A 13,619-nucleotide genomic window follows, 5' to 3' on the forward strand; every position below is an offset into this window, starting at 1 on the left:
GGGTTGGCCTCGCGCCAACCGCCCGAGGCCAACCCGCCGCCCGCTCGGGTCGCAGAGCCATCGAGGTTCGTGTCGCGATCGAGCCGCCGTCGTGGGCGTGATGTCGAGGGTCGTTCGAAGACACTTGCTGCTCGGCGGGCTTGCTGATGGGGCCGCCGTGCCCTATCTCGCTCCCATCGGCCCGCCATGACTCTCCCTCTCAGCTCCGACACCCTCGCGCTCGCCCCCACGCCCACCGAGGCGCGCGACCCAGTTCTCCCAGAGCACGGTGCGCTCGACGCCGACGCACCCGAGAGCTCCTACCGAACGCAGCGGCGCTTCGACCGCGCCGCGCGCCTGTTCACCGAGCCCGGACTGCATGCCTTGATGGGAGCGCGCGTGCTCGTCGTGGGCTGCGGCGGCGTGGGCTCGTTCGCCGCCGAGGCCCTCGCGCGCAGCGGCGTCGGCGAGCTGGTGCTGATCGACTTCGACAAGGTCTGCATCACCAACAGCAACCGCCAGCTGCACGCCATGAAGGGGACGATCGGTAAGCCCAAGGTGGACGTCATGGCCGCGCGTCTGCGGCTGGTGCACCCGACGGCCGAGGTCGTGGCCGAGCCACGCTTCTACAACGCGGAGAGCGCCGAGCAGCTGCTGGCCGGCCGCGTCGACTTCGTGGTCGACTGCATCGACAACATGACCGCCAAGGCGCACCTCGTGGCGACCTGCCTCGAGCGCGGCATCCCGATCGTGTCGTCCATGGGCGCCGCGGCGCGCCTGGACCCAACGCAGATCCGCACCGGCGACCTGTGCGACACCGAGATCGATCCGTTCGCGCGCGCGTTCCGCAAGCTGCTGCGCAAGCACCACGGCGTGGACGTGCAGCGCGCCCAGCCCATCGGCGTGCACGCCGTCTACAGCGTGGAGGTCCCCCGTGAGCCGGCGCCGCTCGCATACGACGAGGGGCAAGGCTTCGTGTGTGTCTGTCCGGGCGGCAAGAACGGGCTCAACGACTGCGACAAGAAGAACCGCATCGACGGCAGCGCCGCGTTCGTGACCGGGGCCTTTGGTCTCGCGGCGGCCAGCGTCGTCGTGCGCGTCCTGAGCGGCGTCGGATGAGCGCCGCGCCCCCCGACGCGCCGGCTACGGGGTCGCCCGCCGCGGCTCCTGCAGGTCCCCAAGGACCCCTCTTCACGCTCATGCCCCCGGAGGGGCAGGTCACCGCCGACGGATTGCTCGATGGCTTCCTCGCGTACTGCACGCAGCGCGGGGTGTCGCTCTACCCGGCGCAGGAGGAGGCCATCCTGGAGCTCTTCGACGGCAAGAGCGTGATCCTCAACACGCCCACCGGCTCGGGGAAGTCGCTGGTGGCGTTGGCGGCGCACTTCAAGGCCGTCGCCGACGGTGGGCGCTCGTTCTACACGGCGCCCATCAAGGCGCTGGTCAGCGAGAAGTTCTTCGAGCTGTGCGAGGCCTTCGGCGCGGACAACGTCGGCATGATGACTGGCGACGCCAGCATCAACCGCGACGCGCCCCTGATCTGCTGCACGGCCGAGATCCTCGCGAACCTCGCGCTGCGCGAGGGCGGCGCAGCCGACGTGGACATGGTCGTGATCGACGAGTTCCACTTCTACTCGGAGCGCGAGCGGGGCGTGGCCTGGCAGGTGCCGCTGCTCACGCTGCCGCAGGCGCGCTTCCTGCTCATGAGCGCGACCCTCGGCGACACCCAGCGCTTCGAGGAGGGCATCGCGCAGCTCACGGGCGCGCCCGTGGCGCTGGTCAAGACCACGGATCGACCCGTGCCTCTCGACTGGGAGTACGCGGAGAAGCCGTTGCACGAGACACTGCTGGCGCAGCTCGAGGCGGGCAAGACACCCATCTACGTGGTGCACTTCGCGCAGCGAGCGGCGTCCGAGCACGCGCAGGATCTGATGAGCATCGACTTCCTCTCGAAGGAAGAGAAGGCGCAGATCAAGGACGAGCTGAGCGGCTTCCGCTGGGACACGCCGTTCGGCGCCGAGCTGCGGCGCTTCGTGCACCACGGCGTGGGCGTGCATCACGCCGGGATGCTGCCCAAGTACCGGCGCGCCGTGGAGCGTCTAGCGGCCAAGGGGCTGCTCAAGATCATCTGCGGCACCGACACGTTGGGCGTGGGCGTGAACATCCCGCTGCGTACCGTGGTCTTCACCAAGCTCTGTAAGTACGACGGGGACAAGACCAAGATCCTGACCGTGCGCGATTTCCACCAGATCGCGGGGCGCGCGGGTCGCAAGGGCTTCGACACGCAGGGCAGCGTCATCGTGCAGGCCCCGGAGCACGTCATTGCCAACAAGGTCGCGCAGCAGAAGGCGGCGGGCGACCCGAAGAAGCTCAAGAAGTGGAAGCCCAGCAAGCCCCCCGAGCGGGGCTATGCGCACTGGGACGAGCAGACCTTCGAGAAGCTGCGCACCGGCGAGCCCGAGCGGCTGGTGTCGCGCTTCGCCGTCTCGCACGGGATGATGCTGAACGTCTTTACGCGTGAGGATGGCTGCACGGCGATGAAGCGCCTCATCCGCGCCAGCCACGACGCGCCAACCCGGCAGCGCCAGCACGGCCGGCACGCGCTCGCCATTCTGCGTTCGTTGATCAAGGCGGACATCGTGTCGCTGCGGCGGGGGGGGGTGGAGCTCAACGCCGATCTGCAGACGGACTTCTCGCTGAACCAGGCGCTCTCGCTCTACGTGGTGGAGGCCGCCCAGGCGCTCGACCCCGAGCACCCCGACCACGCGCTCGACCTGGTGTCGCTGGTGGAGGCGACCCTCGAGGACCCGGGCGCGGTGCTCTACAAGCAAGTCGACACGCTCAAGGGCCGGGCCGTGGCGGCGCTCAAGGCGCAGGGCGTCGAGTACGACGAGCGCATGGCCGAGCTGGAGAAGATCGAGGCGCCGAAGCCCAACGCGGAGTTCATGCTGGCGACCTTCCGCATGTTCGCGGAGCATCACCCTTGGGTGGGCAGCGACTCGCTGCGGCTCAAGTCCGTGGCGCGCGACATGTTCGAGCAGGGCGAGACGTTCAACGGCTACGTCCGTACCTACGGGCTGGCCCGCGCCGAAGGCGTGTTGCTGCGCTATCTGTCCGATGCCTACAAGGCGCTCGTGCAGACGATCCCAGAGGAGCTCAAGACCAACGAGCTGGACGACATCGTGGAGTGGTTGGGCGTCGTCATCCGCTCCGTGGACGGCAGCCTGCTGTCGGAGTGGGAACGCATGCGGCGGGGCGAGCTGCTGGACGAGGAACACGAAGCGCGCGCCCAGCTGGACGACGAGCGCACGGTCGTGGACGTCACGGCCAATCGCAAGGCCTTCCGGGTGCTCGTCCGCAACGCGACGTTCCGGCTGGTGCGGGCCCTCGCGCAGCGCGACGAGCGCACGTTCGTCGACATGCTCACGGCGACCCCGGGTCAACCCGCGCTACGTGCGGACGACGTGGCGGCGGCGATGGATCCATACTGGGCGGAATACGACGCTCTACGTGTGGACGCGGAGGCCCGCGGCGGCAAGTACTTCGAGCTCGTCGAGGATCGTGAGCAATGGCATGTACGCCAGACGCTGCTCGACCCCGAGGAACACCTGGAGTGGCGGCTGCGCTTGACTGTGGACCTCGCTGCGTCCCGCGAAGAGGGCGGCGTCGCCCTCCGGTGGGATGGCGTGGACCGGCCCGACTGAACGCAACTTGCACACTGTCGCGACGTCGCCGGGAGGCCGACGGAAAAAAGATGGAATTTCGGCCAAGGTTTGGTAAGTGTCGTTACCCTGGTGTAGAAAAATGACGTTGGATGATTTGACGGCGTCCTTGAAAGGGGCTGTACTGTCGTTCAAAGAAGGGGAAACGCACATATGGAACTCAATGCAATGCAATCCAACCAGCTCATCGAGGTGAGCGAGCAGCTCACGCAGCTCGATCCCGTGCGCACGTATCCACAGCGTGCAGGCGACACTCTCGCTGGACTGGTCGGGGCCACTGGCTTCCGCATCGAGCGGGCCGACGGGGAGTCGGTGACGAGCGAGCCCCCCCCGCGGGGTGAACCGTCGCTGTCGCTTCCGCTGCGGAACGGGCGGGAGGTGATCGGCACCTTGCACCTGTTCGGGCACGGTGCCTTCGGTGAGGAAGAGGTCCGGCTCACCCGCTGGGGTGCCCGGATGATCGCGCGCGGCATCGCCTACTGCGCGCGTCTCACCTCCGAGGGTGGACGTCGCTCCGGGGAGGCCGTCGAGGCGACCCTCAAGCGCGCGCCGCTCACCCCTCGGGAGCGTGACGTCGTCTCGCTGTTGGTGGCCGGCTCGAGCACGCGGGACATCGCGTCACGGACGGGGCTGACCGTGTCCACGGTCAACACGTACCTGAAGCGCATCTTCTCGAAGCTCGGCGTGCATTCACGCGTGGAGCTCGTCGCGCGCATGGCGGGCACCGAGGGCCTCGGCTCCTCGGGCGGCGGCGTGGCTGCTTACGACGACGGCGACATCGCCCAAGCTTGACGGCTGGGCCACGGCGTCCCCCCGAGGTCAACGGGGTCGAGCGCCAACGACGGTGAGGACGGCGAGGCCCCGAGGTCAACGGGGTCGGACGCCAACGACGGTGAGGCCCCGAGGTCAACGGGACGTCCACCCAGCCGGCGCCGCCCCGAGGTCAACGGGGCGGACGTCGAAGCCGTGCGACCCCGAGGTCGGGTCGACACGACCTTCCGTGCGGACGCGCAGCACGGTAGCCCTTCCGGGGGATGGCGCGCGGTGTACGCGCGGTCGCCGCAGCGGCCCTCAACCTGCGGCCTGACCGAACAGCGTCGCGAACTCGGCGCTGTCGGCCTCGACGGCGGCACGCACGGCACGCAGCGCATCGCCGTTGACGCGCTGCTTCGTTCCCCGGAACGCCGGCATGTTCAGGTTCGTCAGCTGCTTTGCCGTGGCGAGGGCGCTGGCGCTGACGTCCTCCGGGGCGACCAGCTCGTGGACGTGCCCGGCAGCCAGGGCCGTCTCGGGCGTGAACGGGGCCGAGATGAGCATGGAGCGCTGGAACGCGGGCGCGGTCAGCCGCAGCCGACAGAGCTCGACCGCCGTGCGGGGCATGGTCAGCCCGATGGCGACCTCGTTGGCGACGATCTTGAAGGGGCCTGCGGCACCGACGCGGTGGTCGCCGGCGAGCAGCAGGAAGCAGCCCATCGCGATGGCGTGACCGGTGTTGGCGGTGACCATCGGCTTGGGATAGGCCAGCAGCTTCTCCACCAGCTCGAAGCCTCGGGTCAGCATCGACAGCGCGTCGGGACCCTTGGCGGTGAGCGTGGGCATGTGGAAACCGGCTGAGAACATGCCCGCGCGCCCCTCGAGCAGCAGCACAACGTCGTCCTCGATGGCCTGCCGCAGCGCCGCCTCGAGACCATCCAAGAGCGCCAGCGAGACCGCGTTGGCCTTGCCGTCGTCCATGGTGATGACTCCCACGCCGTCCTCGACGCGGTATTTCACAAGATCGTTCATGCTGACCTCCAGGGTAATGTCAGTCAGTCAAGCACGCGGGAAGGTCACCGTAAAGCGGGTCTCGTCCACCCGGCTCGCGACCTCGATGCGGCCCCCCATGCTGGCCGTGAGATGCTTGACGATGGCCAGACCGAGCCCCGTGCCCCCGATCTCGCGGCTGCGTCCTGCGTCCACGCGGTAGAAGCGCTCGAACACGCGGCTGACGTGCTTGTTGGGGATGCCAGGACCGCTGTTGAGCACGGAAAGGCTCACGTGGCTGTCACTGACCTCTCCGCGCAACCAGACGCGCCCTCCTTGGGGCGTGTACTTGATGGCGTTGTCGACGAGGTTGATGAGCACCTGGTCCACTCCGCGGGGGTTCGCGGTCGCATCGGGGAGCTCCCCGAGCTCCTCCGTGGAGACCGTGATGGCCTTTGACTCGGCCATGCCCGAGAGCCCCTCCACGACCTCGAGCGCCGCCGCCGACAGCGACACCGGCTGGAGGGCGATCTCCGAGCGCTCGGACTCGGCACGGCTGAGCGAGACCATGTCGTCGACGAGAGCCTCGAGCCGCCCGGCGTGCCGCAGGATCACGTCCAAGAAGCGCGAAGCCATCTTGGGATCCTTGGCTGCGCCCCCAGCGAGCGTCTCGGCGTAGCCGCGGATGGCGGTCACGGGCGTGCGCAGCTCGTGGCTGGCGTTGGCGATGAAGTCGCGCCTCAGACGGTCGGCGGCGACGTGCTTGGTGACGTCGTGGATCACGCCGATGGCCCCTGAGCCCTGCTCCAAGCGGGCGACCTGCGCGACGAAGTGGCGCAGCGACTCGCCCACGGTGTAGTCGAACGCCACCTCGCGCACCGCGTCGCTGTTCTCGCTGGTGATGGCGTCCATCACGGCGTCGTGCAGGTCCGCGTCACGAATGACCTCGATGATCGTGCGCCCGAGCGGTTCGATCTCCACGAGGTCGTCGAGGGCGTCGTTGGTGAGGTCGATCATGCCCTGCTCATCCGTCACGAACACGGCCTCCGCCATGGAGTCGAGCATGGTGGTCAGGCGGTCCTCCTGGGCGCGCAGCGTGGCCTGGCGGTCGTGCAGCTGCTCGGCCAGGCGGTCGAGCGCGCGGCCGATGTCGCCCAGCTCGTCGCGGCGCGTGCTGCGCGTGCGCATGCGCAGGTTGCCGGCCGCCAGCGCGTCCGCGACCTTGGTCAGGTCCCGGGCAGGCTCGATCAGCGCGCGGGTGAGGCCCCAGATCAAGAGCAGGCCCACCAGGATGGCGGAGAGGCTGCCGACCAGCAGCAACGTGCGCACGCTGGCGTGCACTAGGTGGCGCAGCCGCTGGATGTCGTGGACCTCGACGCGTCGTCCGTCCTCCAGGGTCCGCGTGAGGATGATGCGCGTCTCGCCATCGGGTCCCAGGGCCGTGCGCAGCTGCTCTCCGGGGCGCGCTTCGGGCTGCCTGGGGAGCTCGCGGATGCGCGACCCGTGCTCGGCGCCCACGCGCTCGGCGATGGCCTCGAGCGACCCCTCGGGCGCGCGGGACGCCTCGACGTAGGCGTCCAGGGCCTGCGCCAGAGCGGCGCGCTGCCCCGCCAGCGCCTCGCCGTCGACGATGCTGTCCTCCAGCACCCAGACGAGGATGACGAGCAGCGCCATGGCGGTGAAGGTGGCGAGGATGACGCTACGCCTCAGACCGCTCGGCGCCTTCATCCAGCACTCACCCGTCGCTGCGCGTCATGCGATAGCCCACGCCCCGCACGGTCTCGATGTACTTGGAGCCCGCCCCGAGCTTCTCGCGCAGGCGCTTGACATGGGTGTCCACCGTGCGGGTCTCGACGCCGGTCGTGTAGTTCCAGACGCGCTCGAGCAGGGCGTCGCGGGACTGCACCCGGCCCATGCGGGTGGCGAGGTCGAGCAGGAGCTTGAACTCGAGCGCCGTCAGCGCGATCTCCTCGCCCTGGACCTGCACCGAGTGGCGCGGCACGTCGATCAGCAGGCTGCCCACCTCGATCGCCTCTGTGCCCTCGTCGTCGGTCTCGGTCCGCGCGGCGCGCCGCAGGATGGCGTCGACCCGCAGCACCAGCTCACGCGGGGAGAACGGCTTGACCACGTAGTCGTCGGCGCCCACTTCGAAGCCCACGACGCGGTCGACCTCTTCGCCCTTGGCGGTGAGCATCAGCACGGGGACGCTGCGGGTGGACTCCTGGCGTCGCAGCCGGCGGCAGACCTCGGTGCCCGACAGGTCGGGCAGCATCAGGTCGAGCAGGATCAGGTCGGGGCGCCGACGTTGCGCCTCGCTGAGCGCCGAGGTCCCGTTCCCCACGACCACCACGTCGTGTCCGGCGTCGCGCAGATGGAACGCGACGAGGTCGGCGAGGTCCGGCTCGTCGTCCACGACGAGGATGCGTGCGCTTGGTGCGAGTTCGTTGCTCATGGCGCGTAAAATGGGCCGCGATGGTGACAGGAGAGTGACATGCGCGTGGCGTTCTGCCATCAGTGTGACGCACGACGTGCCCGACCTGCAGCCCATGCTGCGGTCCCCGCCATGCCGGGCACCAAGGCGAGGGCGTAGAGGCCCAACACCGTGATCATGCGCGGCAGCGCCACCCCCCGGTCGATGAGCATCCCGCTCACCCCCGGACCGACCGCCGTCGACACGACCATCAGCGCCGTCACAGCCGAACGTATCGCGCCGAGATGGGTGGTCCCGTAGAGCTCCGGCCAGAGGGTGCCGGAGATGGCGGCGCCCATGCCGAAGGACGCTCCGACGCAGACCATGAACACCGGGATGACCTCGGGGGCGTCGATGGAACCCAGCGCGAGGACCGCCAGCGCCAGGCAGGCGTTGGTGGCGGGCACCAGCCAGACGGCGCCGACGCGGTCGATCAGAAGGCCCGCGAGCAACGTGCTCGCCATCGCAGCGACGGCGAGCAGCGGGGTCCCCGCGGCGAAGTGACCGAGGGGCCAGCCCCTCACTTCGGTGAGGTGCACCTGATGGAAGAAGATCGTGGTGCCGATCACCGGCCCCGCCAACACGCCCAGCGTCAACGCGTAGAACATGGGGTCGCGCAGCACCTCGGCCCGCGTCCATCCGCGCGAGAGTGACGCGTGGCAGAGCGCGACGGCAGGGGGGACGCGCGGCGTGTCCAGCAGCCAGCGGACGACCGGGAGCACCAAGAGCGCGGACGCGAGGGAGGCGAGCCACCACGTGTTGCGCCACCCCACAGCCGCGCTCAGCGCGACGAACGAGAACGGCAGCAGGCCCTCGCCGACCTGGATGCCGAGCGCCGCGGTGGATGCGGCGCGGCCGCGCTCGACCGTGAACCAACGCCCGACCGCGGTCATGGCGGTGTGTCCCAGCAGCCCCTGGCCCGTCAGACGCAGCCCCAGCAGCGCGACGAAGAGGACGAAGACGTTGCGTGCGGAGGCCAGCAGCGCCATCGACGCCGAGAGGCCCAGCAGGACCGCGGTCGCGTAGCGCGACAGTGGCACGTCGTCGATGCGCTTCCCCGCATGTGGCAGCGCGAGCGCGCTCGTCAGCGTCGCGCCCGCGTAGAGCCAGCCGAACTCCCCGTGGTCTAGCGTGAGCGCCGCGCGTAGCTCGCCGCTGGAGAGCGAGATGAAGAACGTCTGCCCAAAGCTCGAGGCCAGCATGCAGAGGAACGCGCCGGCCAACCAGCGCGCGTTCTCGACGTAGAAGCGCATCACGCCTGCGGCTGCTCGCGCTCCTCGTCGATGGCCCCGCCCGGGTCCGTGAACCACCGCGCGAACGGTCCACCGATGCGCGAGCCGATGCGGGCCAGGTCGTCGAACGCGTAGTACAGGCAAGGGATCAAGACCAGCGTGAGGATGGTGGCGAACGACAGGCCCCAGCAGATGGCGTTCGCCATGGGCGAGAGCAGGGGCGACGCTGCGCCGCTCATCGCGAGCGGGAACAGACCCGCCACCGTGGTGATGGTGGTCAGGAAGATGGGCCGCAGGCGCAGCATCGCCGCGGTCACCACCGCCTCGTGCAGGGGCAGGCCGTCGCGCCGGCGTTCGTTGATGAAGTCCACCAGCACCAACGAGTCGTTCACGACGATGCCCGCGAGCCCGACCACCCCGATGAGCGAGATCATGCCGATGGGAGAGTTGGTGGCGAAGAAGCCGACGGTCACACCGATGAACGAGAGGGGGATGGCCGCCATGACGATCAAGGGCTGCCCGAAGCTGCGGAAGATCGTGGCGAGGATCGTGTAGATGAGCAGGATCGCGACGACGAACGACTTCATGAGCGAGTCGAGGCTCTCCGAAGTCTCCTCGTACTGACCGCCGTACTCGATCTGAACGTCCGGGTTTGCCGCCATCAGCGGCGCGAGGCGCGCTTGCAGCTGACGATTCACCTCCTGCGAGGTGGTCGCCGCCTCGTCGATCTGGGCGTATGTGGCCACCATGCGTTGCTGATCGTGGCGCTGGATGAGCTGGGGGCCGCGGGCTTCACGCACGTCCGCGAGCTCACGTAGGGCGACTAGCGCACCCGTAGGCGTGGGCACCTCGAGCCCCTCGAGGCGCGACGGGTCCTGGCGCACCGACTCCGCGATGCGCACGTAGATCTTCACTTCGTCCCGGCCCTCACGCGCGGTCGCGACGGACGTGGTGCCGAACGCCCGCGCGAGCCAGCCTGTGACCATGGGCGCCGTGAGCATGTGCAAGGCGGCCCGCTCCTCGTCGACGACCACCTGCAGCTCGGGGCGGCCCAGCTCCCAGTTGTCCTGCATGGTGGTGATGCCGTGGACCTGCTGCAGCTCACCTTGTACTGCGTCGTTGAGCTCCACCAGCTGGTCGAGGTCTTCGCCGAAGACGCGCACGGCGACCGGCGCGCCGCGCGGAGGCCCTGGCCGGTGTTCGACGATCTCCATGTTCGACGGACCCACGAGGTCGTCGAACAAGCGGTTGGCACGCGACAACAGCTCACGTCCTGCTTGGGGGCCGGTGCGCTGCTCGGCGGGCTTCATGTAGGCCGTCACCATGCCGACGTTGTCCCCGTTGACCACGCCCATGGCGTTGCGCGTGATGCCCCTCACCGCCACGGTAGCCTCGATGTCGGGGCTGTTCATCGCCAGCAGACGTCGCTCCACCTCGTGCACGACGGCGTCGGTCTGCTCGCGTGTCGCCGAGGTGGGCAGCTCCAGGCGCACGTCGAACATGTCGACGTCTCCATCGGTGAAGAGCACCACGTCCTTGGTCTTGGCGGCCAGCACGACGAGCCCGACGGTCAGCGCATAGGACGCCAGGATGACTGGCCAGCGGAAACGCAGCGCGCCTTCGAGCCCAGCGCGGTATAGCGTGTTCGTCCGCCGCCCCAGGCGCTCCCAGCGAGTCTCGGGGCGGGTCGCCGCCGCTTCGTCTTCGGCCTTGCGCTTGAGGGGGATGCGCGCGAAGTCGGCCATGTGGCTGGGCAAGACCAGCATGGCCTCCACCAGCGACGCGAGCAGCGAGACGATCACGACCTTGGGGATGATCGAGAAGAATTCGCCCAACACGCCGGTCATCAGCAGCAGCGGCAGGAACGCGGCGCACGTCGTTGCGGTGGACGCGACGACAGGCCAGAAGACCTCCATCGTGCCGCGCACCGCCGCCTCACGGCGCGGCATGCCCTCCTCCATGTGTCGGTAGATGTTCTCGATGATGATGATGGCGTCGTCCACGACCACGCCCAGGCACAGGATCAGCGCCAACAGGGAGATGACGTTGATGGTGATGCCCATCAGCTGCATGCCGATCACCGCGCCTGCGAGCGCGACCGGCACGCCCAGCGCGGCCATGGTGGCGTTGCGTCCGCCCACGAAGAACCACAGCAGCCCGATCACCAGCAGCAAGCCGGTGGCGGCGTTGCCATAGAGGGTGTCGAGCGAGCGCGCCACCTCGGGCGCCGCGTCGCCGAAGATCTGGATGGAGACGCCCGTGGGGAGGGACGGAGTGACCTCGGCGATCCACGCGCGCACGTCGCGGCTGATGGCGAGGCTGTCCGACACGGCATCTTTGCGCAGCATCAGGACGGTGGCGGGCTCGCCGTTCACGCGCCCGCTGATGCGTGGGTCCGCAAAGCCCTCGATCACGTCGGCCAGGTCACCCACGTGGACGGCGCCGCCCAGGGGGTCCGGGCGCACCACCACGTTGGCGATGTCGTCGGCGCGCACGACGCGGGTCATGCCGCGCACCAGGCGCGTGTCCGTCGGACTCTCGATCGTCCCCGCCGGGATGTTGAAGGCGCGCGTCTCGAGCGCGTCGGCCACCGCGGTGATGGGCACCCCGAGCGCGGACGTGCGATCGGGGTCCACCTCCACGCGCACCTCGCGCTCGCGCACGCCGAACTCGCCGACCTCGGCGATGCCGTCGATCTCGCGCAGGTCCCGCACCAGGTCGAGGGCCACCTCGCGCAGCACGCGCTCGGGCACCGCGCCACGGATGGCCAACGCGAGCGTGGGCACGGTGACCTTGAACTCGCGGATGAGCGGCTCCTCCGCGATGTCAGGCAGCACCACGCGGCTGGTCTGGTTGCTGACCTCGATCACCGCGCGCCCGACGTCTTCGACCGAAGGCTCGAACTGGATGAAGATGGAAGAGAGACCTTCGCGCGAGGTGCTGAACATCTGCTCGATGTTGTCGACGTCACCCGCGGCGGACTCGAGCGGGACCGTCACCAGCTGCTCCACCTCCTCGGCCGACGCACCTGGAACGAGCGTGATGATCTGGCACCAGCCGGTGGGCACGGCGGGGATGGACTCGCGCGTCATGTCGCGCAGCACCATGTAGCCCAGCACGAGGCTGAAGATGGCGACCAAGTTGACCAGCACCGGCTGGCGGACCGAGAAGCTCGGGATGCTCACGGGGCGCCGGGCTCCACGTCGCCCTCGTGTGGGCTGCGCGCCGTGGTGCTCTGGGCGCTCGCTTGCTCCGCGGGCACCACGTTGACCGCCCCGTCGGGGACCACACGCTCGAGGCCCGCCACGATGACCTGGTCTCCCGCGGTCACCCCGGACTCCAACACCGCTTGACCCCGCGCGCGCGCCGCGACGACCACAGGGCGCCGCTGAGCCGTTCCGTCGCTCACGACGTAGACGTGATCTCGCCCGAAGCGCTCGAACACCGCCCCGGCTGGGACCGCTAGCGCGGGCACCGCAGGACCCGTGGTGACGTCCACGCGCGCCATCAGCCCGGGGCGCAGGCGCCCTTCGGGGTCGAGCACCTCGACGTCCACCGGCAAGCGACGCGTGCGCGAGTCGATCACCTCGGACGTGCGCAGGACGCGCCCCTGGAACACCTCGCCCCCGCGCGCGAACACGGTCACGCGGGCCTCCGCGCCGGGCTGGACATCGAGCGCTTCACGGGGGTCCAGCAGCACGCGGGCTTCCAAGTGCTCCGTGTCTACCAGCATGAGCATGGGCGCGCCCGGGGCGACGAACTCGCCCTCCTCGACCACGCGCTCGACGATGGTGCCCGCGAAAGGAGCGCGAAGCACGGCTTCGGTCAGCCCGCGCCGCGTGAGCCGGTGCTGGGCCTGGGCCTGGGCAACGGCCGCCTCCGCCAGCCGCACGGCGTCACGAGCGCGGTCGAGCTGTTGCGCGGCCAGCCCGCCCTGCGCAGCCAGGCGCTCGGCCAAGTCACGCTCGCGGGTCATCTGCGCCAGGTTGGCCTCCGCCTGCTCGATGCCTGCGTTCGCGGCGCTCACCGCGGCGGCCGTGCGCCCTGTGTCCAGGCGCACCAGGACGTCGCCTGGAGCGACGCGCTGCCCGCGCTCCGCCGTGACGGCGATCACGCGCCCCGGCGCCTCGGCGCGCAACGTCGCGGTGCGTTGGCCGCGGATCTCGGCGGTGCCCGCCGTAGTGGGGGTCTCGAGGACGCTCTCGACGGCGCGCACATGCACTGGAGGAGGCGGTGGGGTCTCGGCCTCGGGCACCTCGGGCTCGCAGCCCGCCGCCCACAGCACGCACAGCAGCGCGCAGCCTCTTTGGGTCATGCGCGTGCGGTGGGTGGTCAAGGGTGCGACGGGGGGGCGAGAAGCACACATGGTGGTGAAGCCTGCGACCGGAGGAAGACTAATGCAACAATCGCCGAGTGCACGCCGCAGCGGGCGCCGATTGATTGACCGTGGAGGACACGTAGCACGCCGCGTGG

9 protein-coding genes are annotated in these 13,619 nt (G+C 69.6%); 3 read left to right on the top strand and 6 right to left on the bottom strand.

Annotation, left to right across the window (positions count from 1 at the left end):
• Positions 1 to 186 precede the first annotated feature (186 nt).
• The 3 genes from H6726_22140 to H6726_22150 all read left to right on the top strand — a co-directional run bounded on the left by H6726_22140 (position 187) and on the right by H6726_22150 (position 4,493).
• Positions 187 to 1,098: a tRNA threonylcarbamoyladenosine dehydratase gene (locus H6726_22140; GenBank protein MCB9660360.1), complete on the top strand. Its 912-nt coding sequence runs from the start codon at positions 187 to 189 to the stop codon at positions 1,096 to 1,098.
• An 80-nt stretch (positions 1,099 to 1,178) separates the two neighbouring features.
• Positions 1,179 to 3,683, top strand: a complete 2,505-nt coding sequence (locus H6726_22145; protein ID MCB9660361.1) for a DUF3516 domain-containing protein — start codon at positions 1,179 to 1,181, stop codon at positions 3,681 to 3,683.
• Positions 3,684 to 3,869: 186 nt separating this feature from the next.
• Positions 3,870 to 4,493, top strand: a complete 624-nt coding sequence (locus H6726_22150; protein MCB9660362.1) for a response regulator transcription factor — start codon at positions 3,870 to 3,872, stop codon at positions 4,491 to 4,493.
• 279 nt (positions 4,494 to 4,772) lie between these two features.
• On the opposite strand, the gene H6726_22155 is transcribed toward H6726_22150, so the two are convergent.
• The 6 genes from H6726_22155 to H6726_22180 are packed head-to-tail and all read right to left on the bottom strand — an operon-like array spanning position 4,773 to position 13,461.
• The gene (locus H6726_22155; GenBank protein MCB9660363.1) at positions 4,773 to 5,486 is read right to left on the bottom strand and encodes a crotonase/enoyl-CoA hydratase family protein; all 714 of its coding nucleotides are present in this window, start codon (positions 5,484 to 5,486) and stop codon (positions 4,773 to 4,775) included.
• A gap of 27 nt (positions 5,487 to 5,513) precedes the next feature.
• The gene (locus tag H6726_22160; GenBank protein MCB9660364.1) at positions 5,514 to 7,172 is read right to left on the bottom strand and encodes a HAMP domain-containing protein; all 1,659 of its coding nucleotides are present in this window, start codon (positions 7,170 to 7,172) and stop codon (positions 5,514 to 5,516) included.
• Between the two features lie 7 nt (positions 7,173 to 7,179).
• The gene (locus H6726_22165; GenBank protein ID MCB9660365.1) at positions 7,180 to 7,896 is read right to left on the bottom strand and encodes a response regulator transcription factor; all 717 of its coding nucleotides are present in this window, start codon (positions 7,894 to 7,896) and stop codon (positions 7,180 to 7,182) included.
• A gap of 59 nt (positions 7,897 to 7,955) precedes the next feature.
• Positions 7,956 to 9,167 carry an MFS transporter gene (locus H6726_22170; protein MCB9660366.1) on the bottom strand — a complete coding sequence of 404 codons (1,212 nt, stop codon included), beginning with the start codon at positions 9,165 to 9,167 and terminating at the stop codon, positions 7,956 to 7,958.
• Positions 9,167 to 12,331 carry an efflux RND transporter permease subunit gene (locus tag H6726_22175; GenBank protein ID MCB9660367.1) on the bottom strand — a complete coding sequence of 1,055 codons (3,165 nt, stop codon included), beginning with the start codon at positions 12,329 to 12,331 and terminating at the stop codon, positions 9,167 to 9,169. The genes H6726_22170 and H6726_22175 overlap by 1 nt, the downstream gene beginning before the upstream one ends.
• On the bottom strand, positions 12,328 to 13,461 hold the full coding sequence (locus H6726_22180) for an efflux RND transporter periplasmic adaptor subunit (protein MCB9660368.1): 1,134 nt from the start codon (positions 13,459 to 13,461) through the stop codon (positions 12,328 to 12,330). Before H6726_22180 ends, H6726_22175 begins: the two co-directional genes overlap by 4 nt.
• Between the last annotated feature and the right edge of the window lie 158 nt (positions 13,462 to 13,619).

Source organism: Sandaracinaceae bacterium (assembly GCA_020633055.1).
Classification (GTDB): domain Bacteria; phylum Myxococcota_A; class Polyangia; order Polyangiales; family Houyiibacteriaceae; genus JADJJE01.